Raw genomic sequence first — 21,866 nt, 5'->3', positions numbered from 1 at the left:
CCGACACTTCGCGGGCCGCTTTTTTCTAAGCCCGCCTGGGAAACGCGATCCTGACCTTGAGGCCGGGGTGGTTGTCGTCGAGCTTCAGCGTCGCGCCATGCAGGTCGGCGATGGCCCGAACCAGGCTGAGGCCAAGCCCGCTTCCCGGCGTCGTGCGGCTCTTTTCGGTGCGATAAAGACGCTGGAACACCTTTTCGCGTTCGACCGACGCAATGCCGGGACCGTTGTCGCAGATCTCGGTGACCACCATGTCGCCGAGATTTTTGGCCGACATGGTTATGCGCGTTCCCGCGGGGCAATGGCGGATGGCGTTCTCGACGAGATTGGCGAACATCTGAACGAGCAATTCATGGTCGCCCGAAATCGGGTGAAGGCCTCTAAAATCGCCTGAAATGGCCAGGACCTTGCCGTCGTCTTCGGCGACATCGGCGTAGATTTCGGCGATGAAGCTCATGATCTCGTCGAGATCGATGGTCGCGAACCGGGCTTTGCGGGAACCTGCCTCGATCTGGGCAATGCGCAGCAGTGCGTCGAAGGTTTCGTTGATGCGGTCGCTTTCGACGCGCGCCTCGCTCAGCTCATCGCTGACCGGTTTGCCGCGCTCATTATTGCTGATGGCGGTGTCGATGGTCATCTTGAGACGGTTGAGTGGCGTCTTGAGGTCATGGGCGATGTCGGTGCTGACCTGCTTCATGCCCTCCACAAGCGCTGCGAGCCTTTCCAGGGCGGTGTTGATCTGGCTTGAAACGGCGTCGATGTCGTCGCCATTGCCGGTCAGCGGGATGCGTGAACCGAGCTTGCCATTGGAGACGTCGTCCATGGTGCTGGCGATGTTGTCGAGACGGCTGCGGATGCGGGCGGCCAGGAACGCGCTGAGCGCGAAGGCCGTGATCGTGATGATGGCAAGCGCCCAGCCCATGCTTTTCAGCGCGATCAGTGCCAGCCGATCCGTTTCGGCCAGGCTGAGTCCGACCGACAGCCAGTTGTTGCCGACCTTGCCTGAGACGACACGGTAATTGCCGTCGCCGCTCAGCCCGGCTTCTTCCGCCGAAAGGATCGAAAGGCCGCTTGCGGTGGGGGGCTTGGAGAAATTGCCGGCAAGGCGTTTGCCGGCGGGGTCGAGCAGGACAAAGATCCGGTCTTCGGGGTTGCTGAGGCGCGCATAGATATCGACGGCGCCGACAATGTCTTCGAGGTCTCCGTCGGCATCCGTGGCGGCGACGACCGCCCAGATTTCGCGCGCCGAATTGTCGAGCCCGGTCGACAATTCGGTTCTCATCAACTGGTAGGCAATGAAGCCCATCGCCAGGAAGGCACTGACGAACAGCGTTCCGAAACCCAGCGCCAGACGAAACGGCGTGCTGCGAAACAGGTTAGATCGGAGCATGCAGGCTGTAGCCTGTGTTGCGCACGGTATGCAGCAAGGGCGTGTCGAAGGGACGGTCGATCTTGGCGCGAAGCCGGCTCATATGGGTTTCGACGACACTGGTCTTGGGATCGAAATGCAGATCCCAGACACGTTCGAGCAGCATCGTGCGGGTGAGCACCCGGCCTTCGTTGCGCATCAGGATTTCGAGCAGCTTGAACTCGCGGGGCTGCAGTTCGATCGGCTGCCCGCGCCTTGTGACCCGCCGCTTGATCACGTCAAGTTCGAGATCTCCGACGGCGAGCACCGTCTTCTGATCCTGGACCGGCGGCCGGCGCGACAGCGCGTTGACCCGCGCCAGCAGCTCGGAAAAGGCAAACGGCTTGACCAGATAGTCGTCGCCGCCGGCTTCGAGCCCTTCGACGCGGTCGTCGACGCCGCCGATCGAGGTGAGGAACAGCACCGGCGTTTTCACATTGGCCGCACGCAGCGCCTTGACGACGGAAAGCCCGTCGAGATTGGGGATCATCCGATCCATGACCAGCACGTCGTAGGCGGTTCGCATCGCCTGGAACAACGCATCCTGGCCATCGCCGATGACATCGCAGAGATGCCCGGCCTCGGAAAACCCTCTGGCGGTGTAGTCGGCGGTCTTCCTGTCGTCTTCAACGACAAGTATGCGCATGCTGTCCTGCCCCGCTCCGTGTCGCCTGGCCGTCAGCCTCGTGGGACCGGCCGTAGGGTGCTGTAATAGCACTTCGTGGTCATTCCGTGGAGGCCGGCGAGGCAGGCGAAGTGCCAGGCACCAGCATCCGGCGCAGCGTGCCGTCCCTGAGCACGAAATGATGGAACAAAGCGGCAGCTGCGTGAACGCCGATCAGCACGATGAATGCCGGCTTGGCGATGGTATGTACTTCGCCCATCCAGGGCCAGGTGTAGTAGGCAAGCAGGCCTGTGACGGGCGTGGCGAACAGCAGGCAGTAGAAGGCCAGGTGGGTGGCCTTGGCGGCAAAGTTCATCCAGGCGGGCGTCGCCGGCTCGACGGGCGGGGCACCAACCGTTGCGCGCAGGCCAAGCCGCAAGATGACGAGTGCAAGGATCGCGAGGCCGACCCAATAGTGCGCCGATGCAAGGCTCAGGTCGGTAGCTGAGGCCTGACCGCCTCTGGCGGTGGCTCTGGCTGCGGCTTTCATGCTGTCGCCAAACAGCAATTGAAACACCACCAGTGCCGCCACAAGCCAATGAAGCATGATCTGGAAACGGGAATAGCCTGATGCCGAAGGGGTCATTCAACCATCCTTATGCCGAGGCCCGGTAGGAGCGGATGCCCCCACCGGGATTTTCAAAGCGCACAACGCAAAGCCCGTCATTCAGGCGCGGCTTCGCCTGCCGTGGCCACCATACCGCTCCTGCCTGCCTGTGTCAGGGTCATGAACAGGATCAGTGCCGCGATGCCGACAAGGAAGATGAAGCTGGTCACCGTCGTGCCGAAGCCGAGGCCGCCATGGTCCGCCGGCTGCGCAAACAGGTCGCCGAACGACGCGCCTAGCGGCCTGGTCAGGATATAGGCGAGCCAGAAAGCCAGGATGCCGTTCAGATTGAGCGCGTAGTAGGCAAAGGCGATCGCGGCGATGATCGAGCCGAAGATGACACCGGTCTGCAGGTAGCCGAGGCCCAGCCCTTCGGCGGTCAGATCGCCGGCGGCGGTTCCGAGCGCGAAGGTGAACAAGACCGCGAGCCAGTAGAAGGTTTCGCGCCTGGTGGTGGTGATGCTGTGGATCGACAGCGTCCTTTCCGACACGTACCAAAGCGTGAAGGTGGCTGCCAGCAAGACACTGAAGAGCAGCGTCGTCGTTTGCAGGCTGACGCCGAAATTGTCGACAAGATTGTCGGTCACCAGCGTGCCGACGACGCTGATCAGCACCACTGTCACCCAGTAGATCCACGGGACGTAGCGGACCTGCACGAACTGCAGGGCAAGGGCCACGATCAAAAGACCGCTCAGGATCCACGACGTCGTCGCCAACCCCAGATCGAGGTCGAGGTTCATATAGTCGGCGGCTGTTTCGCCGACGGTGACCGCCAGCAGCTTGATCAGCCAGAAGTCGAATGTGACTGCCGGAACCTTGTTGAGCATCTGCGCACGGTTAGTTCGCGTCGTCATGACGTTGTTCCTCGTTGCAGGGACTGTTGGGGAGGGTGCGGGGAGGTGCTGGCGCTATTTGCCGAGCACCTGCAGCGCTTGTTGGAAGAATGCGTCGGCACCGGCATCGTCGTCGGCCTTGCAGCGTTCGAGGCCCTTGCCCTTGAGGTCGACGGCCTTGGCCTTTTCGGTGTCGGCTGCTTTCGTCGCCTTCATCGCGGCATTGACGTCGCTCAGCATCTGTTCGCACGGCACCGGAGCGGTGGCAGCCAGGGCGAGAGAGGGAAGCGAGCCGAGAGCCGCGGCGAGTGCAAAGGCGGCGACAGCAATAGATTTCGTCATATCCATCATCCCGTTGGAAGCCGGAAGGTCCGGCGGTTTTGACAATTTCCGGCGCAAGTGTTTGGCCGGCAGGGAGATGTCTAAGGTGCCGAGGTCTACTGGTCCTGTCTGACGCCATACGGTTTTGTAAGAAACGTATTTGGCGATCTGAGGCTCACGAGCGCCGCCGAATCGCGTCGGGAGATTGCAACCTTGTTTCGCGTCGGGCGTTTGCGAAGCGAAGGGACTGGACCAAGGAGAAAAATCATGAGGAAACTCATCATTGCCCTCGGAACAGTAGCACTCATGAGTGGCGCGGCCTGGGCCGCCACGGTGGACGGTGTCGTCAAGGAGTTCAAGCAGGACACCCGTGTCATCACCATGGAGGATGGCAAGTCTTACACCGTGCCCAAGGATATCGCGCTGCCGCCAGATCTGACTGCGGGCAAGAAGATATCCATCACTGTTGCTGATGACGATGCGACGAAGGTTACCGCTGTCACTGTCGGCTCGGCGATGTAGCGAAAACTACTTGGCTCAGGGCCCGCCGGCTTCGGTCGGCGGGCCTTTTTGTCTCCGGCATTCAGGCTCACCGAGGCTGGATCGGCCTCGTAGCGTGGCAGGCTGGCGCAATCGAAACCTGGTGGCGATCAAAATCACCCATGGGGCCAATGCTCCGATGCCTTGACAGGTAACATCAACTCCAACACCCTGCCTCTCGTAACGCCAAGTACTTGCTTTTTAAGACTACTCTAATATTTGGCAAACCGCTCGTGCTCCTTCGAAAGGTCCGTCAAAATGGCTAGGTTTTCCACTCGATTTGCGGCCGCTGTCGCAACCTTGGCGCTAGGCCATGTCGCAGGTGCGGCGGCGCAAGAGCATGACGCCGTCAACGAAGCCAACAACCCGCTGACGCCGAAGATCACGATCAACTTCCACGACTATTACGTGCCCAAGCTCACTGATCTGCCGGACAAATACGCCAATCAGTTCCTGATTCGCGGCCTGATACCGTCCGATCTCGGCGGGCTGCCGCAGCTGGTGCGCTTTACCTTGCCGGTTGCCACAGCACCGGAGTTTCCGAACGGCTATGTGACCGGCCTCGGCGATCTGACCTTGATGGATATCTTTGTCTTTCCGGGCAAGGAGGTCTCGTTCGGCGCTGGACCGCTGGTGGTCTTGCCGACGGCGACCGATGACGCGCTTGGCGCCGGCAAATGGCAGGCCGGTGCTGTCGCCATGGCGATTGCCCCGACAAGCTGGGGCCTGCTTGGCGGTCTTGTCACTTACCAGGCGTCCTTCGCCGGCCCGAGCGACCGCGAGGATGTGTCGCTCGCCACGGTTCAGCCGATCGTCAACATCAATCTCAAGGACGGGTTCTATCTTCGCTCGACGGCGATCTGGAACTTCGACCTTGAAAGCGGCGACTATGCCATCCCCGTCGGCTTCGGTATCGGCAAGGTCATTCCGATCAATGACAAGGTGACGGCGAACGCCTTCATCGAACCGCAATACACAGTCTTCAGCCATGGGGCGGGCCAGCCGGAATGGCAGATTTTCGCCGGCGTCAATTTCCAGTTCGCCATCGGCAAGTAGCCGCGAATTCAAGACATGCGGGGTGGCGGCTGGTGGTCCCATCCAGCCGCTCGTTTCCTTGGAGCGTTGGAGAAATTGATGAATGTGATGTCTTCCAGCTGGAAAACCGGGGGTGCCGCGGCGTTGGCCGTGGCTGCTTTCCTGTCCGCCGCGCCCTCTGCCCATAGTCAGGAGTCGCTGATCGAGCCCGAGGCCATAGCGGCGCTCACCCGTATGGGCGATCACCTGGCGTCGTTGAAGTCGTTCGAGGTCAAGGCATCGACCTCGATGGAGGTCGTGCTCGACACCGACCAGAAGCTCAGCATCGAGGGCACCGCCTATTACAAGGCGCGGCGCCCGGATCGGCTCTATGTCGACCTGGTGACCGACGTGGTGCACAGTGAGCTTTTCTACAACGGCAAGGAAGTCAGCTTCGTTTCGCCCGACGCGGCGACCTATGCCCGCTTCGATGCGCCGGCGACGATCAAGGAGACGCTGGAGCTTGCGGCGCAGAAATACGCGATCACGTTTCCCGCTGCCGATCTGTTCGCCTGGGGAACCAAAGACGCGCCCATCGACAAGATCCTCGAAGGCTTCCACGTCGGCGCGGCCTACATCAATGGCGAGCGCACGGACCATTGGGCCTTCCGGGGCGCCGATCAGGATTGGGAGGTCTGGATCCGCTCCGAGGGAACGCCTGTGCCGCTGAAACTGTCGCTGGTCGACAAGGAAGACCTGGCGCGTCCGCGTTTCTCGGCCGTGCTCACCTGGAAGGAAGAGGCGACCTTCGCCGACGACCTGTTCACCTACAAGCCGCCGGCAGGGGCGAGCCAGATCAAGTTCCTCGGCGAAGGAGCAGCGCAATGAACGGCTCCATTCTGGCAAGATTTTCGCTCGGCGCGCTCGCGGCGACCCTTGTGCTGGTTCCAGCACTCGCTGAGGCGCGCGGCGGCTTCGGCGGCATGCGCATGGGGCGGATGGGCTTTGGCGGTGGCGGTTTCCACGCTCCGGCCGGCGGCTTCAACGCACCGGGACATTTTTCCGGACGCTTCGATGGCGGCGGCATGCCCAGGCCTTTGCCGGGCCCACCACCGCGTCCAGGTCCTGGCCCGCATCCCGAGCCTGGTCCGCACCCGGGCCCACATCCTGGCCCAGGGCCACATCCCGGACCAGGGCCAGGCCCACACCCCGGACCATACCCTGGTCCTGGCCCATACCCGCGCCCGCTGCCGCCGCCGGCACCTTATTGGCCGGGATACTGGTACGGGCCAGGCGACGCGTTCTTGGGCGCAGCCACCGTGCTGGCGATCGGTTCGGTTGTCGCGTCATTGCCACCGGCCTGCGAGAACATCGAGATCAAGGGCACGACCTACAAGCATTGCGGCGACACCTGGTATGAGCCCCGCTATCAGGGCCACCAGATCGTCTACGTTGTCGTCGGCTCGCCGCAATAGGCGAGCCGTTCGTCCGTCGGCTGCGCTGCGTCCTGCGCGCAGAAATGAGGCAGAGTTCCGAGGGCACCGCTCGAACCGGTGCAGCGTCACAGGAGACTGATATGTTTCGAACGCAGAAACTAATAGCGGCGGCGATGCTTGCCTGCGTCGCTTTTGCGACCGGAAGTCGAGCTGAGACGATAAGCTATGCCGACGCCGTCACCGTTCTTGCGAAAGACTGCGGCGCAGACATAAAGAAACTCTGCAAGGGGCTGAACCTTGGGAATGGCCGCATTGCCGATTGCCTGATGTCAAATTCTGCTAAGGTATCGCCGGGCTGCACAACGACCCTTGCGACTGTCGTCTCGTCCCTCAGCCAGCGTGAGGCAGCGCAATCCGGCTATGCGAAGGCCTGCCAGCATGACATGGCCCAGCACTGCTCCGGTGTGAAGGGAGACGGATACATCCTTTCCTGCCTGATCAAGGCGGAAAGTCACATCGGCAAACAGTGCAATCAGGCAATCACCGACGCAGGATGGCGATAACATGGTCCGGAAAACCGCTTTGAAAAGGCTTGCCGTTCTGGCAGCGCTGGCGATGAGCACGATTGCTCTTCCATCCCATGCCCAGGAAGTGACCGAGCAGCGAATAACCTCAAGCCTCGGCAAGTTGACGGGCGCGGCACCGCTCGTCGACATCGAGCTTCTCAGGCAGGAGATCGAGCGCGGCGCGGGCCAGGACATGACCGCACTGCCAAACTGGAGCAAGGTGGCGCGCCTGCCGCAGATGCTGGTGGAAATCGATTTCCAGAACGATTCGGTCGCGATCGAACCCGCGTCCTATCGAACATTGGGACTGATCGCTGACGCGCTGCATCATCCGAATCTGTGGGCCTACAAGTTCCTTGTTGTTGGCCACTCCAGTGCAGCCGGCAGTGCCCAGCACAATCTCGACCTCAGCGCAAAGCGCGCCGATGCGATCAGAGAGGCCCTGTCGACGACATTCGCGGTCGCTCCGGAACGTCTGTATGCGGTTGGCGTCGGAGAATACTTTCCGATAGATGCGACGAAGTCGGCTGCTGCCGACAACAGGCGCGTGCAGCTTTTCAATCTCGGAACATTCAGGCCTTAAGGGCCGCAAGGGTAAGGCTTCGGTGTGATCCCAAATCACACCGAAGCTTGCGCAGCAAGATCGAGCGCGGCCGCCTGTCAGCGGCCGTGCGCTGGCGCAACCGCCTAGCTCGGGTCGACTGGCTTCCAGTCGAAATGCAGTTCCTCGCGGAACGCGAAGCGCACGATATGGTCGGCCACGACCTGCTCCAGCCGCGGCACGTCGGCTGCCTCCAGCTCGACAGTCAGGGCTGAATCGCTCGCGCTCAGATCGACCAATCTCCCTTCGCCAAGATCGATGCGTCCTTGGACAGGCGAGAACTCGACAGTGAATTTGTGACCCCAGTGCTTGCAGAGCTGCTGAAGGTAGCGGCTCGCATGTTCCGTGGTGACGACGGCCTTTGACTTGGGCATGATTTTTGGTTCCTTGGTTCGCCTGCTTCGAATTTCCGGCCCGACGGTCAAATTTGTAATTTTTCCGGGCAGTTTCCCATCTCGATTTTTTATGCGGCCGGGCTCTATTCTCATCGTACCGAGATGGAAAACCTGCTCGACAAACTCGCGGAAGGACTGGCGGCGAACCGGACTCACGGAACGGCCACCGACCTGCCCGTGACAATAATCGGATCGGAGCGTGAAGCGCTAGCGGTGCAAAGGACAGCGCTCCTTGCCTATGACACCGATTTCAAGGGTTATGCTCTCACGGGCACCAGCCCGGCAACGCGGCGTACATTTGCGCTGCGAGAACCGATATTTTCGGCCATCCCCAGCAAGGATTTCCACGAAAAGCCAGCAAGGCTGACACTGCCCTTGGCTATGATCGGGGCGCAGTGCGAACTGGCGTTCACCATTGGCCGGACGTTCCCTTCCCAGGGCGAAGAAATCGACAAGGACTCGGCAGCGGAGGCGGTGGTGGCATGCCAGCCAACGATAGGCTTGCTCGGACGCCGCACCAGACCCGTGGGGGACAACCGCCTGGTTGCCATCGCCGATTTCGCTTTCCATGTCGCGACCATCTGCGGCGCATCGGCTCGCCACATCAACCCCATCGAAAGCGACGCCATCGACGTGACCGCACGGATTGATGGCAATGTCGTTGCAAAGGCGCGGGCGGATTCCATCGATGGGCATCCGCTGGAGGCTGTCATATGGCTGGCCAGGCAGCTATCCCGGTCGCACAAGACGCTGAATGCCGGCGATATCGTCACGACCGGGTCGTGTACGCCGGTTCTTCAGATATTGCCCGGCCAGGCTTTGACAGTCGAGTTTTCTGGCCTCGGCACGGTTTCTTGCACATTCCAGTGAGCGCTGTCCGGATCGGCGCGCGCGATATCCGCCCGTCTCGTTAAGGAATGGCGTTGATTGGAGAGGATAAACTGGTGCCGCTTAGGTGACTCGAACACCTGACCCCCGCATTACGAATGCGATGCTCTACCAACTGAGCTAAAGCGGCTTCCAAGTTTCGCAACCGGTAGGGGCGCGAGACAGTGAGCGCGTGATAACTTCATTGCGCGCGGATTTCAAGACACCTTCTGACGGTTTTGAGCCGTGGCGAAAACCCGCGGTCCCAAGATGATCGGTTCAGCCCACGAGGGCCTGTGTCAGCCGGCGAGGCGGGCCTTGGCGGCGGCGTACTCGCTGGCCAGGCGCTCGACCAGTTCGGCAACCGGCACGACCTTGTCGACGGCACCGATGCCCTGGCCGCAGCCCCAGATGTCCTTCCAGGCCTTGTATTTGTTGTCGCCTTCGAAATCCATCTGCGTCGGATCGGAGACCGCAAGGTGGTCGGGGTCCATGCCGGCGGCGCGCACAGAGCCCTTGAGGTAGTTGCCGTGGATGCCGGTGAACAGGTTGGAGTAGACGATGTCGGCGGCCTTGGATTCGACGATCATCTGCTTGTAGGCGTCGGCCGCGCGGGCCTCCTCGGTGGCGATGAAGGGCGAGCCGATATAAGCGAGATCAGCCCCCATGGCCTGGGCAGCCAGCACCGCACTGCCATTGGCGATGGCGCCCGACAACAGCAGCGGGCCGTCGAACCACTGACGGATTTCCTGGATCAGCGCGAAGGGCGACAGCGTGCCGGCATGGCCGCCGGCACCCGCGGCAACCGCGATCAGCCCGTCTGCGCCCATCTTGATCGCCTTGCGGGCGTGGCGGTCGTGGATGATGTCGTGCAAAACGATGCCGCCATAAGAATGGACGGCCTGGTTGACCTCTTCGACCGCGCCGAGCGAGGAGATGACGATCGGCACCTTGTACTTCACGCACAGGCGCAGGTCGTGTTCGAGGCGCTTGTTGGACTTGTGGACGATCTGGTTGACGGCGAAGGGGGCTGCCGGGCGATCGGGGTTGGCGGCGTCATGGGCGGCGAGGTCCTCGGTGACCATGGCCAGCCACTCGTCGAGCTGTGCCTCGGGCCGGGCGTTCAGCGCCGGGAACGAGCCGACGATTCCGGCCTTGCACTGGGCCAGCACCAGCGGCGGATGCGAGATGATGAACAGCGGCGCACCGACGACGGGAATGCGCAAATTTTTCTTGAGGATGTCAGGCAGCGCCACGCTTCTCTCCCGGCTCTCGATTTTGACGTTTCCGTAAACGTCATTTCATATAGCAGATCGAACGCTGTCGACAATGCACAGGCTTGAGCGCCTGCTTCACCTATTTTGCCGACCTTATGGCACATTGGACCCTGTTTTGGCCGACAAAACGCTAACAGCGCCGTTGATTGATGCCTTCTCTGCCGCTAACCATCTGGCAACACAGGCGCCGTTACGAGGAACATCGATTGGATTCGATCGAAAAGGCGATCCGGAACGCTTTCGAAAAAGGCGAACCCGAGAATCGCGAGTTTCGCGAAAAGGTCTATCGCGCGGCTTTCGCCGCGCTTGACCGTGCGCTGAAAGCCAATTCCGCAATGACGGTGGAGGTGGCGATCAACCGGCGCAAGGCGCTGCAAGCCACGATCACCGAGATCGAATCGGAGTTCATGCCGGCAGCCCCCGCGGTCTCCGTCGGCTCGAACGGCGCGACCTCGGCTCCGGAAGTGTCGCTCAACGGCAATGGCGCGGCCAAGGCGCCGTCGGTCTCGATCGGAAAACCGGCAAGCGGTGTCACGCCTGTCGTGCCCGACATCATGCCCGATGCGACCTTGCCCGGCGGCCCGCCGATCGAGATTTCCGAAAAGCGCAGCCGCGCCGAACGGCGCGCGGCCGACCGCGCCAGCGCGCGGGAAGAAAAGCGGCGCCCATTCGCGGCGATATTTTTTGCGGCAACGCTGCTCGCCATGGGTGGCATCGGCCTGTGGTGGGCGGTGCAGACCGATCTGTTCAAATCGGCCGCCGAAATCGACACCTCGGTGCACAATCCGCCAAAGCAGCTCGAGAGCGAGGATTTTTCGCCTGGCGGCACCAATGCAGGCCCGGCCCGCCCAGGCGAGGTCGATCAGGCGCGCAAATGGATCAGCGTGTTCGCGCCGACCGATCCGGCCGCTGTCAGCGCGCCGAGCGGCACGAGCGCCGAAATCGCCAAGGACGACACCGGCAGCTATTTGCGGATACGCTCGGGCACGTCGGGTTCGGCCGTCAGCTTCGACGTCGGCAAGGGGGTGCTCGAGCAGATCGCCGGCAAGCATGCGGTCTTCGACATCGTCGCCCGCGCCGAGGACGGCCAGGAAACGCAGATGGCCGTCGATTGCAATTTCGGCGAACTCGGCGATTGCGGCCGCAAACGCTACATCGTCGGCTACCAGCGCGGCGAATATCTGTTCGAGATGGACGTGCCCGACAAGAAGCCGGGTGCCGCCGGCACCATCGCCATCAACTCGGACTTCGCCAAGGAAGGCAAGGCGGTCGACATCTACGAGATCAGGGTTTCGGTAACCGAATAGGTTCTGGGCTCAGTCCAGCAGCGCCCGCAGCGTTTCGATGCGGTCGGCTTCGGCTGGCGGCTTGTCCCAGCGCAGCCGCGAGATCCTGGGAAAGCGCATGGCGACGCCCGATTTGTGGCGCGTCGAGCGGTTGAGACCTTCGAAGGCGACTTCCAGCACCAACCCGTTTTTCCTGTCGGCCCGCACCGAGCGCACCGGGCCGAAGCGCTCGGTGGTGTTGTCGCGGACATATTTGTCGATCAGCTTCAGCTCCTCGTCGGTGAAGCCGAAATAGGCCTTGCCGACCGGCACCAGCTCCTCGGCACCTTCGGCGCCCGACCAGACCCCGAAGGTGTAGTCGGAATAAAAGCTCGAGCGCTTGCCGTGGCCGCGCTGGGCATACATCAGCACCGCATCGACAGTGTGCGGATCGCGTTTCCACTTGAACCAGGGCCCCTTGGGGCGACCGGCGAGATAGGGAGAATCGAGCCGCTTCAGCATCACGCCTTCGATGATCGGGTGCGGCGGGTTGCGCCGCATCGCTTCGAGTGCTGGCCAATCGTCGAATTGCACCAGCGGCGACAGGTCGAAGCGGGTGGGATCGAGCGTGGCGATGAAGGCTTCGAGCCGTTCGCGGCGCGTGGTGAAGGGCAGGCCGCGCAGGTCCTCGCCATTAAGCTGCAGCAGGTCATAGCAGCGCACGAAGGCCGGATATTGCGCCTGCATCTTGGGCGAGACTGTCTTGCGGTTGAGCCGCTGCTGCAGGTCGGAGAAAGTGCCTGTCGCTTCAGTCGGCACGCCGACGAGAAGTTCGCCGTCAAGTGCCGCCTCGAAATCCATGGCGGCCACGACGTCGGGAAAGGCCCCGGAGACGTCGTCGCCGGTGCGGGAGTAAAGCCGCCGGATACCGCCTTCGCAAACCGCCTGGACGCGGATTCCATCCCATTTCCACTCGGCGGCGTAGTCGGCAGGGACGAGTTTTTCGAGGTCGCCGTCGCCGACAGGGTTGGACAGCATGACCGGGCTAAACAGCGCCTTTGCCGCTTTCTCCGGTTTCGGCGCCTTGCCCACCAGCCAGGCGAACAGCGCGACGTAGGGCGGGGTGAGGCCGTGCCAAAGCTCCTCGATTTCAGATATGTCGACAGTGCCGAGATCGGCCAGCGCCTGCTTGGCGAGCCTGGCCGACACGCCGATGCGCAAGCCGCCGGTGACGAGTTTGATGATGGCGAAGCGGGCCGACACGCCCGATTGGTCAAGCAGACGGGCGAGCACGGCCGGGCCGTCGGAACGGCTCGCCGATTGCAGCTTTTCGACCACTTCGGCAAGCGTGATGTCGTGGTTGGGTTTGTGTGCTGGAAGACCCCCACCCCTCACCCCTCCCCACGAGGGGGAGGGGGAATCTGAGACGATGACGCCCCCCACCCCCTTGTGGGGAGGGGTGAGGGGTGGGGGTGTCACAGGCGATACATTTCCGCCTGGCTCCGGCCAGACCAGCGAGACCGTTTCGGCGAGGTCGCCGACATAGTCATAAGAATAGCCGAAAAGCACCGGGTCCATGCGCTCGGCCACCAACTGGCGCAGCATGGCGGGTTTGACCGACGCGATGTTGAGATCGCCGGTGAGGGCGGCGAGCGCAAGCCCCCGGTCTGGGTCCTCGACGTCGCGGAAATAGTCGGTGATGAGCTTGAGCTTGCCGTTGCGCGACGGCGTCAGCACCAGGCGATCGAGGAGCTCGGCGAAGCGGTTCATGGGAGGGTGGACCTCCGCCGGGTGAGTGCCCTACGTTGCCCCCCTCTGTCCTGCCGGACATCTCCCCCACAAGGGGGGAGATTAGCAGTTTCGCTGCCGGCGCTCGGCCAGCGACGTTGGTGATTGGCGAAAGCCGTGATGACGGCTGATCTCCCCCCTTGTGGGGGAGATGTCCGGCAGGACAGAGGGGGGCGCTGTCCCGCAAACCTCACAGTCCTGACACGCCGGGTAGGACAGAGGGGGGCGCGAAGGAGTGCGATGTCAATCATCCTCAATCCCCCTCATCCTCATAGCCGACGAGATGCAGCGGCCGGGCTGAAATCCCGTTGAGTTCGCACCAGCGCACCAGCGCTTCCTCGCGGCCGTGGGTGACCCAGACCTCGCCGGCGCCGGTATCCTTGATCGTTTGGGTCAGCTCGTCCCAGTCGGAATGGTCGGAGATGATCAGCGGCAGCTCGACGCCGCCTTGCTTGGCGCGCTGGCGGATGCGCATCCAGCCCGAGGCGAAACAAGCGAGCGGGTCGGGAAAGCGCCGCGCCCAGCGGTCGGCGAAACTCGATGAGGGTGCGACTATGATCGCACCGGCGAAATCGCGCTTGTCGCCATCCTCGACGGTTGCCGGCTGCAGGTCGCCGAGCGCTATCCCCTGGCTCTCGTAATATTCGCTGAGCCGAGCAATCGCGCCGTGGATGTAGATCGGCTTGTCGTAGCCCTGGTCGCGCAGCAGGCGCATGACGCGTTGCGCCTTGCCCAGCGCATAGGCGCCGACGAGATGCGCGCGCTCGGGAAACTGCTGCACCGATTTGAGCAAGCGGCCGATCTCGTCCGACGCGTCGGGATGGCGGAACACCGGCAGCGCGAAGGTCGCCTCCGAGATGAAGACATCGCAAGGTACGACCTCGAACGGCGCGCAGGTGGGATCCTTGGCGCGCTTGTAGTCGCCCGATGCGACGATGCGCATGCCGTTGTGCTCGACAGATATCTGAGCCGAGCCGAGCACATGGCCGGCGGGATGAAACGAGACCCTGACGTCGCCGAGCTTGATTTTCTCGCCGAACGCCATCGCCTGCGTTGCACCTGCAAAGCCCGGTCCGCAGCGGATGGCCATGATGTCGAGCGTCTGTTGCGTCGCCAGCACCTTGGCGTGGCCGGGCCGGGCATGGTCGGAATGGCCATGGGTAATGAGCGCGCGCTCCACCGCGCGCACCGGGTCGATGTAGAAATCGCCGGGCGGGCAATAAAGCCCCTCGGGGCGGGGATGAAGCAGGTCGCTGGCGCGCATTGTTCCAAGATAGGCATTTGGCGCTTGCGTGGAAGGCCGCTTTGGCAGTAATGCGCGCCACTCTCCTCATTGTGGATGCCGCGCTTGACGCTGTTGCAGCTCTCTTCCAACGACCTGCTTGCCGACCGGCGCGCGGACTATGCCGAAATGCTGTTTGGCTCGGGCGATCATGCCGCCGCAGCCGAGCTGATGCTGGGGGCGCTGGAGATCGCGCCGAAATGGGCGATGGGCTGGTTTCGCCTCGGCGAGATGCAGGAAGCGGCCGGCGCGCTCGACACCGCAGCCGAAGCCTGGCGCATGTCGCTGAAGCTCGAACCGGCGGATAGGCCAGGGGCTGCGCTCAAGCTGCAGCTGATCGGGGCGGGACCTGTCTGCGACAGCCCGCCGAGCGCCTTTGTCGAAACCTTGTTCGATCATTATGCCGACAAGTTCGATCATGCGCTGGTCGAGACCTTGCATTATCGCGTGCCGGAACTGCTGACGGCAGCGATAGCTGCGACCGGGAGGACGGCGTTCGACCATGTCATCGATCTCGGCTGCGGCACCGGCTTGATGGGCGTGAAGCTGAGGCCGGTGGCAAAGCGGCTCGACGGCTATGATATCTCCACCGAGATGCTGCGAAAGGCACGCGACAAGGGCGTCTATGACCGGCTTGGCAAGGCCGACTTGCAGGAATTCCAGCCAGACGGCGACAGCGCCGACCTGATCACCGCCGCCGATGTGTTCATGTATCTCGGCGGGCTCGACAGGGTGTTTGCGAGCGTCATGAAAATGCTGGCGCTGGGTGGGCTGTTTGCCTTTTCGGTCGAGCGGTTCACGGGCGAGGGCGCCTTTGAGTTGCAGGCCTCGCGCCGCTATGCCCATTCCGAAGCCTATGTGCACGGCCTGATTGCGGCCGCCGGTCTGAGGCTGGTGTCGCTGGAGCGCGCCGTGATCCGGCAGGACCGCCGCGAGCCGGTCGAGGGGCTGATCGTGGTGACGGAGCGGGTGGCCTAGCGGCTGCTGCTCGGGCTGCCGAACATGCCGCGCGAGCGCAACGGCTTTTCCGCCGGCTTGGCGCTGATGCCCATTTGTTTCTGGACGGCTTCCAACTGGGCCTGAAGCTCGCGAACGAGCTTTTCAAGTTCAGCGATACGGGCTTCGTGTGAGGCGATGTCGGTCATGCGGGCTGCTCTAGGTTCGGTTGGTCGCATTTGATACGGCGGCTCGGGGGTTGCAAGTCCGTTAGGTCGTGATCCTTCGCACCCCCCTCTGGCCTGCCGGCCATCTCCCCCACAAGGAGGGAGATTAGTCGCGTCCACGGCGGTGCCCATCCTGGGAGGTCGCGACAATTTTGATTGTGGGCAGGTGGTCGGCCTCTTGCAAGGTTGGTGGCTATGGCCGGCGTCCATGACGGCGTGATCTCCCTCCTTGTGGGGGAGATGGCCGGCAGGCCAGAGGGGGGTGGGACGGAATGCGATCTTCAAGATTGTCCCACGGCGCTCCTTAAATGATCCCTTTTTGTTCCAGATTCCGCTTGGCGTTGCCGCATGCCCGCGTTAGGTCTGTGGCGTGACGAGCCAAGCGAGACTGGAGCCGAGTACGACTGCTGCCATGCTGCCGGAACCATTCTTGCGATGGTTCGCCGAGCGCGGCTGGTCGCCGCGTGCGCATCAGCTCGATTTGCTGGCCACAGCCCAGCAGGGCAATTCGGTGCTGCTGATCGCCCCCACAGGCGCTGGCAAGACGCTGGCCGGTTTCCTGCCGTCGCTGACCGACCTCGCCACCCGTCCGCAACGCCGGCCAGGTGAGATGCTGCGCGGCGTGCACACGCTCTACATCTCGCCGCTCAAGGCGCTTGCCGTCGACATCGAGCGCAATCTGGGCAAGCCGGTGAGCGAGATCGGCCTGCCGATCACGATGGAAACGCGTACCGGCGACACGCCGGCGCACAAGCGCACGCGGCAAAAACTGTCGCCGCCCGAAATCCTTTTGACAACACCCGAGCAACTGGCGCTGCTGATCGCCTCGCCTGACGCCGAGCGCTTCTTCTCCGACCTGCGCTACATCGTGCTCGACGAGCTGCATTCGCTGGTGACCTCCAAACGCGGACACCTGCTGTCGCTCGGGTTGGCGCGGCTGCGGACCTTCGTGCCCGATCTCCAGGCGATCGGCCTGTCGGCGACGGTAGCCGAGCCGGACGAGTTGCGGCGCTGGCTGGTCAACCAGAACCCTGCAGGCGAGATGGCCGAGCTGATCACGGTGTCGGGTGGCGCCAAGCCGGAGATATCGATCCTCGATTCCGAGGAGCACGTGCCGTGGTCGGGCCATTCGGCGCGTTACGCCATTCCCGATGTCTATGAGGCGATCCGCAAGCACCGCACGACGCTTTTATTCGTCAACACGCGCAGCCAGGCCGAATTGCTGTTTCAGGAGCTGTGGCGGATCAACGACCACAATCTGCCGATCGCGTTGCATCACGGCTCGCTCGACGTCGGCCAGCGCCGCCGCGTCGAAAAGGCGATGGCCGACAATGCGCTGAGGGCTGTGGTGGCGACCTCGACGCTCGATCTCGGCATCGACTGGGGCGATGTCGATCTCGTCGTCCATGTCGGCGCGCCGAAAGGCGCGAGCCGGCTTGCCCAGCGCATCGGCCGCGCCAACCACCGCATGGACGAGCCGAGCAAGGCGATCCTGGTGCCGGCCAACCGCTTCGAGGTGCTGGAGTGCCGTGCGGCATTGGAGGCCAACTATCTCGGCGCGCAGGACACCCCGCCGCTGATCGAGGGCGCGCTCGACGTCTTGGCCCAGCATGTGCTGGGTTGCGCGTGCGGCGCGCCTTTTCGCGCCGACGAGCTGTTTGACGAGGTGACGGGGGCGGCACCTTATTCAGCGCTTGACCGCGACACCTTCGACCGCGTCGTCGATTTTGTCGCCACCGGCGGCTATGCGCTGCGAACCTATGAGCGCTACGCCCGCATCCGCCTGACCAAGGACGGCACCTGGCGGGTGTCGCATCCGCGCGTCGCCCAGCAATATCGGCTCAACGTCGGCACCATCATCGAAGCACCGATGCTGAATGTCCGCTTTACCCGCGCCAAGGGCAAGTCCGGTGCCGGCAGCGCTCAGTCGCTTGCCTTGCGCGGCGGACCGGTGCTCGGCAAGATCGAGGAGTATTTCGTCGAAACACTGTCGATCGGCGACATGTTCATCTTCGCCGGCAAGGTGCTGCGCTTCGAAGGCATCCGCGAAAACGAGTGTTACGTCTCGACAGGGGGCGGCGGCAATGTGCTGGTGCCGTCTTATGCCGGCGGCAAGTTTCCGCTGTCGACCTATCTTGCGGAACAGGTGCGCGGCATGCTGGCCGACCCCGCGCGCTGGAAGGCGCTGCCCGATCAGGTGTCGGACTGGCTGCGCATGCAGCAGATGAAATCGATCCTGCCGAAGCGCGAGGACCTTTTGATCGAGACCTTTCCGCGTGGCGAGCGCCACTACATGGTCGCCTATCCCTTCGAAGGCCGGTTGGCGCACCAGACACTGGGCATGCTTTTGACCCGACGGCTGGAGCGCGCAGGCGCGCGGCCGCTGGGTTTTGTCGCCACCGACTATTCGCTGGCCATTTGGGCGCTTGGCGATCTTGGCCAAATGTTCAAGGCGAAAAAACCCTCGCTTGCCGAGCTGTTCGACGAAGACATGCTGGGCGACGACCTGGAAGCTTGGCTCGCCGACAGCTGGCTGCTCAAGCGCACCTTCCGCAATTGCGCGGTCATTTCGGGTTTGATCGAAAAACGTTTCCCCGGTCAGGAAAAGAGCGGGCGGCAGGTGACTGTGTCGGCCGACCTCATTTATGACGTCTTGCGCAGCCATGAGCCCGACCACATCCTGCTCAAGGCGACGCGTGCGGATGCGGCGAGCGGGCTGCTCGATGTCAGGAGGCTGGCCGAGATGCTCTCGCGCATTCGCGGGCGAATCGTCCATAAGATGCTCGACCAGATCTCGCCGCTGGCGGTGCCGATCATGCTGGAAATCGGCAGGGAACCGGTTAATGGCGAGGCCAACGACACGCTGCTGCTCGAGGCGGCGGACCTGATCGAAGAGGCGATGGGAAGCGCATGAACATTGCCGCGCGTGATTTGGGTAGGGCTGGTTGCGAGACGATCGCCATATCTGGCGTGCGCGCGGTCTGCGACCAGCGCGGTGCCTTGCACTTTCCAGAGCTCGACCTTCTCGTCGTCTCGGACCTGCATCTCGAAAAGGGTTCGTCCTTTGCCCGTCGTGGCCGGCTGATCCCGCCCTACGACACGGCGGCAACGCTTTTGCGCCTCGCCTCGGTCGTCGAGGATTACGCGCCGAAGATCATCATAAGCCTCGGCGACAGCTTTCATGATGGCGAAGGTGCCGCGCGCCTGCCGGACCCGTTCCGCGACAGCCTGACCGGCATGATGAAGGGCCGCGACTGGTTCTGGGTCGCCGGCAACCACGACCCCGACGCGCCCGACGATCTGCCTGGCGAGACCGTGCAGGAACTTGCCGTCGGCGGACTGGTGTTTCGCCATGAGCCGTCGAAGGGCCACGCCGAGGGCGAAGTGGCGGGGCATCTTCATCCTTGCGCGCGCATCGTCCAGCGCGGGCGATCGGTCAGGCGGCGCTGTTTTGCCGGTGATGGTTGCAGGCTGGTGATGCCGGCCTTCGGCTCGTTCACCGGTTCGCTCAATGTGCTCGACCGTGCCTACAAGGGCATGTTCCGCAGCGGCGCGCCGACCGCCTACATGATCGGCACGAGCAGGGTTTATCCGATTGCTGGAGCGTTGCTTCGGCCGGATTAAGTAGCTGGTTTTCGCTGGCCGCGCCTGTGCTATCGCCAAGTCCTTTGACGTCACGGCATAGATTCCCGACACTCTCCGCTCGCTTCACTCGCTCACGAGGTCGGGAATGACGGATTACAGCGGTCGCCTCGGCCAACCTTCAACCTTGCCTCAGGGGCATTGTTTCAGTCAGTCGCATCGTTTCCGCCAGTCACAGAGATTGGAGATTGGCGGAAGCGCTCCCCACGATCCGTCATTCCCGACCTCGTGAGCGAGCAAAGCGAGCGGAGAGTGTCGGGAACCTATGCCGTAACGGTGACGACACCGGTTACGGTGCAGGATTGGCTTTCGCATAGGCGATCAAGCAGTGGCGTGGAAGGTCAAGCTGCTCGCAGGACACATCAGGGCAAGAGCCGTGACGGCGAGGCCGCCAGAACCGGAGCCGTCCACACCGCCGCTCAATCCTTCCGGAACACGATCCTTCCGAGCCAGCCGGTGAACATGGCGAGGCCGATGGCGAACAGGCCGTAGCCGAAGCCGTGGTCGGTGGCGAAGCGGTAGATGGTTTGCTCGAAGCCCGACTTGACGATGGCCAGCTGGGCCGAGGTTTCCTTGATGAACAGGCCGTTGCGGAACAGGAAGGCGCGCGCCTTGTGGGTGCCGACCGGCACGTTGGGGGCGAGGTGCAGCGTGGCGCGGAACAGGCTTTGCGATAGGAACTGCACGCCGCCGATGTTGTCGCTGTAGAGCCCCATCGCCTGCTTGCGTTCACGCAGCGCGTCGGTGAATTCCTGGATGGTCAGCGGGCTGTCGCGCTTGTCTTCGGGTTCCATGTAGATGTTGGTCGCGCCGAGTGACAGCTGCCGGTAGTTGTTGGGATCGGTGATGTCCTGGGGCTGACGCGTTGTCGCCACCGAATAAGACATCGGCACATTGGTGAAGGTTTCGGACTGGGTGTTGATCCACATGCCGAGCACGCGGCTCTTGCGGCGCACGACTACCGGTCGCGCCGGGCCTTCGAGCACGACATAGACGTCGTAGCGGCCCTGGCGGTTGATCAGCGGATCGGTGTTTTCGAGTGCGCCGAAGATGGTGAGATCGGCACCGCCGAAATTGGCCGTTATGGCGACGCGGTCGGTCGATAGACCGATCTGGATGCTTTCGGGGTGCGCCGCTTCCTGGGCGCGCGCCGGAAGGGCGGCAGTCAGGAGCAGGGCTGCAAGCAGTGCCGCCCGCATCATATCAGCCCGCTCACGCCGGTCAGCGAATAGAGGTTCTGGGGCCTGACGAACAGGTCGAAGCCGAGCCGCAAGGCGACCGCCAGAACCAGCAGTGCCAGCAAGGCGCGCAGCTGTTCGCCGCGCAGTTTCTGGCCTGCCTTGGCGCCGTATTGCGCACCGGCGACGCCGCCGATCATCAGCACCAAAGCGAGCACGATGTCGACTGTCTGGTTGGTGGTCGAGTGCACCAGCGTGGTGAAGGCTGAAACGACGACGATCTGGAACAGCGAGGTCCCGACCACGACATTGGTCGGCACCTTGAGCAGGTAGATCAGCGCCGGAACCATGATGAAGCCGCCGCCGACGCCCATGATGGCGGACAGAAAACCAATGCCGGCACCGATGCCGAGCACGGGGATGACGGAGACGAACAGCTTCGAGGTGCGGAAGCGCATCTTGAAGGGCAGGCGGTGGATCCAGTTGTGCTGGCCCGATTTCTTCAGCGCCGGGGGCACCCCGCCCTTGGTCAGCCGCAGCGCGTTGACGCTTTCAATCAGCATCAGTCCGCCGACGGTGCCCAAAAAGACGACGTAAAGCAGCGAGATGAACAGGTCTAGCTGGCCGATGGCGCGCAGCAGCGCAAAGACGAAGGCGCCGGCGGCCGAGCCGGCAATGCCGCCGATAAGCAGTATGGTGCCTAACTTGAAGTCGAGCGTGCCGCGCTTGAGATGGGCGAGCGCGCCGGAAAAGGATGCGGCGATGACCTGGTTGGCGCCGGTGGCAACCGCGATGGCAGGGGGGATGTTGTAGAAGATCAGAAGCGGGGTGATGAGGAAGCCGCCGCCGACCCCGAACATGCCCGACAGGAAGCCGACCGCCGCGCCCATTGCCAGGAGCACGAACACATTGACCGACATTTCCGCAATCGGGAGATAGATGCCCACCCGTCAGTCTCTGCAAAATGAATTGTTGCCGACGCCCATCCCTGGGAGCTTGTTGGCTACCGGGTACTTGCGCCG

General features: G+C 63.0%; 23 protein-coding genes and 1 tRNA gene. 11 read left to right on the top strand and 13 right to left on the bottom strand.

All coding sequences use genetic code 11. From position 1 onward, the window contains the following. Window positions 1–25: 25 nt before the first annotated feature. From AC1RTB_RS04940 to AC1RTB_RS04920, 5 genes are all read right to left on the bottom strand, one after another. Window positions 26–1,387: a sensor histidine kinase gene (locus AC1RTB_RS04940; protein ID WP_492875283.1), complete on the bottom strand. Its 1,362-nt coding sequence runs from the start codon at window positions 1,385–1,387 to the stop codon at window positions 26–28. Further along, window positions 1,374–2,051, bottom strand: coding sequence for a winged helix-turn-helix domain-containing protein (locus AC1RTB_RS04935; RefSeq protein WP_492875281.1), 678 nt, complete (start codon window positions 2,049–2,051; stop codon window positions 1,374–1,376). Before AC1RTB_RS04935 ends, AC1RTB_RS04940 begins: the two co-directional genes overlap by 14 nt. Window positions 2,052–2,130: 79 nt before the next feature. Beyond that, entirely contained in the window at window positions 2,131–2,655 is a 525-nt protein-coding gene (locus tag AC1RTB_RS04930; protein ID WP_492875279.1) for a cytochrome b, read from the bottom strand. A gap of 77 nt (window positions 2,656–2,732) precedes the next feature. Then, window positions 2,733–3,530 (bottom strand): COG4705 family protein, encoded by a 798-nt coding sequence (locus AC1RTB_RS04925; protein WP_492875277.1) that lies wholly within the window; start codon window positions 3,528–3,530, stop codon window positions 2,733–2,735. Between the two features lie 54 nt (window positions 3,531–3,584). Then, window positions 3,585–3,851, bottom strand: coding sequence for a hypothetical protein (locus AC1RTB_RS04920; protein ID WP_492875275.1), 267 nt, complete (start codon window positions 3,849–3,851; stop codon window positions 3,585–3,587). Window positions 3,852–4,097: 246 nt separating this feature from the next. On the opposite strand from AC1RTB_RS04920, the gene AC1RTB_RS04915 reads away from it, so the two are divergent. The 6 genes from AC1RTB_RS04915 to AC1RTB_RS04890 all read left to right on the top strand — a co-directional run bounded on the left by AC1RTB_RS04915 (window position 4,098) and on the right by AC1RTB_RS04890 (window position 7,969). Next, the gene (locus AC1RTB_RS04915; protein ID WP_492875274.1) at window positions 4,098–4,352 is read left to right on the top strand and encodes a DUF1344 domain-containing protein; all 255 of its coding nucleotides are present in this window, start codon (window positions 4,098–4,100) and stop codon (window positions 4,350–4,352) included. A 276-nt stretch (window positions 4,353–4,628) separates the two neighbouring features. Beyond that, entirely contained in the window at window positions 4,629–5,426 is a 798-nt protein-coding gene (locus tag AC1RTB_RS04910; RefSeq protein WP_492875272.1) for a hypothetical protein, read from the top strand. Between the two features lie 78 nt (window positions 5,427–5,504). Then, window positions 5,505–6,272, top strand: a complete 768-nt coding sequence (locus AC1RTB_RS04905) for a DUF2092 domain-containing protein (protein WP_492875271.1) — start codon at window positions 5,505–5,507, stop codon at window positions 6,270–6,272. Continuing rightward, window positions 6,269–6,859 (top strand): hypothetical protein, encoded by a 591-nt coding sequence (locus AC1RTB_RS04900; protein WP_492875269.1) that lies wholly within the window; start codon window positions 6,269–6,271, stop codon window positions 6,857–6,859. Before AC1RTB_RS04905 ends, AC1RTB_RS04900 begins: the two co-directional genes overlap by 4 nt. 101 nt (window positions 6,860–6,960) lie before the next feature. Then, window positions 6,961–7,383: a cysteine rich repeat-containing protein gene (locus AC1RTB_RS04895; RefSeq protein WP_492875267.1), complete on the top strand. Its 423-nt coding sequence runs from the start codon at window positions 6,961–6,963 to the stop codon at window positions 7,381–7,383. Window positions 7,384–7,402: 19 nt separating this feature from the next. Then, window positions 7,403–7,969 (top strand): OmpA family protein, encoded by a 567-nt coding sequence (locus tag AC1RTB_RS04890; RefSeq protein ID WP_492943795.1) that lies wholly within the window; start codon window positions 7,403–7,405, stop codon window positions 7,967–7,969. Between the two features lie 104 nt (window positions 7,970–8,073). On the opposite strand, the gene AC1RTB_RS04885 is transcribed toward AC1RTB_RS04890, so the two are convergent. Next, window positions 8,074–8,361 carry a DUF2218 domain-containing protein gene (locus AC1RTB_RS04885; RefSeq protein WP_492875263.1) on the bottom strand — a complete coding sequence of 96 codons (288 nt, stop codon included), beginning with the start codon at window positions 8,359–8,361 and terminating at the stop codon, window positions 8,074–8,076. A 123-nt stretch (window positions 8,362–8,484) separates the two neighbouring features. Between AC1RTB_RS04885 and AC1RTB_RS04880 the strand changes: the two genes are divergently transcribed. Continuing rightward, a complete protein-coding gene (locus AC1RTB_RS04880; RefSeq protein ID WP_492875261.1) occupies window positions 8,485–9,252 on the top strand; it encodes a 2-keto-4-pentenoate hydratase in 768 nt (255 codons plus the stop codon). Between the two features lie 72 nt (window positions 9,253–9,324). On the opposite strand, the gene AC1RTB_RS04875 is transcribed toward AC1RTB_RS04880, so the two are convergent. Together AC1RTB_RS04875 and AC1RTB_RS04870 are read right to left on the bottom strand one after the other, a co-directional pair. Continuing rightward, a tRNA-Thr gene (locus AC1RTB_RS04875) sits at window positions 9,325–9,400 on the bottom strand. Window positions 9,401–9,548: 148 nt separating this feature from the next. Next, on the bottom strand, window positions 9,549–10,505 hold the full coding sequence (locus AC1RTB_RS04870) for an NAD(P)H-dependent flavin oxidoreductase (protein WP_492875259.1): 957 nt from the start codon (window positions 10,503–10,505) through the stop codon (window positions 9,549–9,551). A gap of 227 nt (window positions 10,506–10,732) precedes the next feature. Between AC1RTB_RS04870 and AC1RTB_RS04865 the strand changes: the two genes are divergently transcribed. Then, a complete protein-coding gene (locus AC1RTB_RS04865; protein WP_492875257.1) occupies window positions 10,733–11,833 on the top strand; it encodes a hypothetical protein in 1,101 nt (366 codons plus the stop codon). A gap of 9 nt (window positions 11,834–11,842) precedes the next feature. On the opposite strand, the gene AC1RTB_RS04860 is transcribed toward AC1RTB_RS04865, so the two are convergent. Together AC1RTB_RS04860 and AC1RTB_RS04855 are read right to left on the bottom strand one after the other, a co-directional pair. Beyond that, a complete protein-coding gene (locus AC1RTB_RS04860) occupies window positions 11,843–13,561 on the bottom strand; it encodes a cisplatin damage response ATP-dependent DNA ligase (RefSeq protein WP_492875255.1) in 1,719 nt (572 codons plus the stop codon). Between the two features lie 271 nt (window positions 13,562–13,832). Continuing rightward, complete coding sequence (locus AC1RTB_RS04855) at window positions 13,833–14,843, bottom strand: ligase-associated DNA damage response exonuclease (protein WP_492875253.1); 1,011 nt, start codon at window positions 14,841–14,843, stop codon at window positions 13,833–13,835. A gap of 84 nt (window positions 14,844–14,927) precedes the next feature. Between AC1RTB_RS04855 and AC1RTB_RS04850 the strand changes: the two genes are divergently transcribed. Continuing rightward, window positions 14,928–15,839 (top strand): class I SAM-dependent methyltransferase, encoded by a 912-nt coding sequence (locus AC1RTB_RS04850; RefSeq protein WP_492875251.1) that lies wholly within the window; start codon window positions 14,928–14,930, stop codon window positions 15,837–15,839. Here AC1RTB_RS04850 and AC1RTB_RS04845 read toward each other — a convergent pair. Further along, window positions 15,836–16,006 (bottom strand): hypothetical protein, encoded by a 171-nt coding sequence (locus AC1RTB_RS04845; protein ID WP_492875249.1) that lies wholly within the window; start codon window positions 16,004–16,006, stop codon window positions 15,836–15,838. The two genes, AC1RTB_RS04850 and AC1RTB_RS04845, sit on opposite strands and share 4 nt — an antisense overlap. A gap of 430 nt (window positions 16,007–16,436) precedes the next feature. Between AC1RTB_RS04845 and AC1RTB_RS04840 the strand changes: the two genes are divergently transcribed. Both AC1RTB_RS04840 and pdeM read left to right on the top strand, forming a co-directional pair. Beyond that, on the top strand, window positions 16,437–18,938 hold the full coding sequence (locus AC1RTB_RS04840) for a ligase-associated DNA damage response DEXH box helicase (protein ID WP_492875247.1): 2,502 nt from the start codon (window positions 16,437–16,439) through the stop codon (window positions 18,936–18,938). Continuing rightward, entirely contained in the window at window positions 18,935–19,648 is a 714-nt protein-coding gene (pdeM, locus tag AC1RTB_RS04835; RefSeq protein ID WP_492875245.1) for a ligase-associated DNA damage response endonuclease PdeM, read from the top strand. The genes AC1RTB_RS04840 and pdeM overlap by 4 nt, the downstream gene beginning before the upstream one ends. Window positions 19,649–20,085: 437 nt before the next feature. Here pdeM and AC1RTB_RS04830 read toward each other — a convergent pair whose 3' ends face one another. After that, the gene (locus tag AC1RTB_RS04830) at window positions 20,086–20,868 is read right to left on the bottom strand and encodes a TIGR02186 family protein (RefSeq protein WP_492875243.1); all 783 of its coding nucleotides are present in this window, start codon (window positions 20,866–20,868) and stop codon (window positions 20,086–20,088) included. Beyond that, window positions 20,865–21,791: a sulfite exporter TauE/SafE family protein gene (locus AC1RTB_RS04825; protein WP_492875241.1), complete on the bottom strand. Its 927-nt coding sequence runs from the start codon at window positions 21,789–21,791 to the stop codon at window positions 20,865–20,867. The genes AC1RTB_RS04830 and AC1RTB_RS04825 overlap by 4 nt, the downstream gene beginning before the upstream one ends. Between the last annotated feature and the right edge of the window lie 75 nt (window positions 21,792–21,866).

This window comes from Aminobacter sp. GW821-FHT11F06 (genome assembly GCF_058808215.1).
The sequence above is the reverse complement of the archived record's forward strand: the minus strand, read 5'-3'. Positions and strand labels throughout refer to the sequence as shown.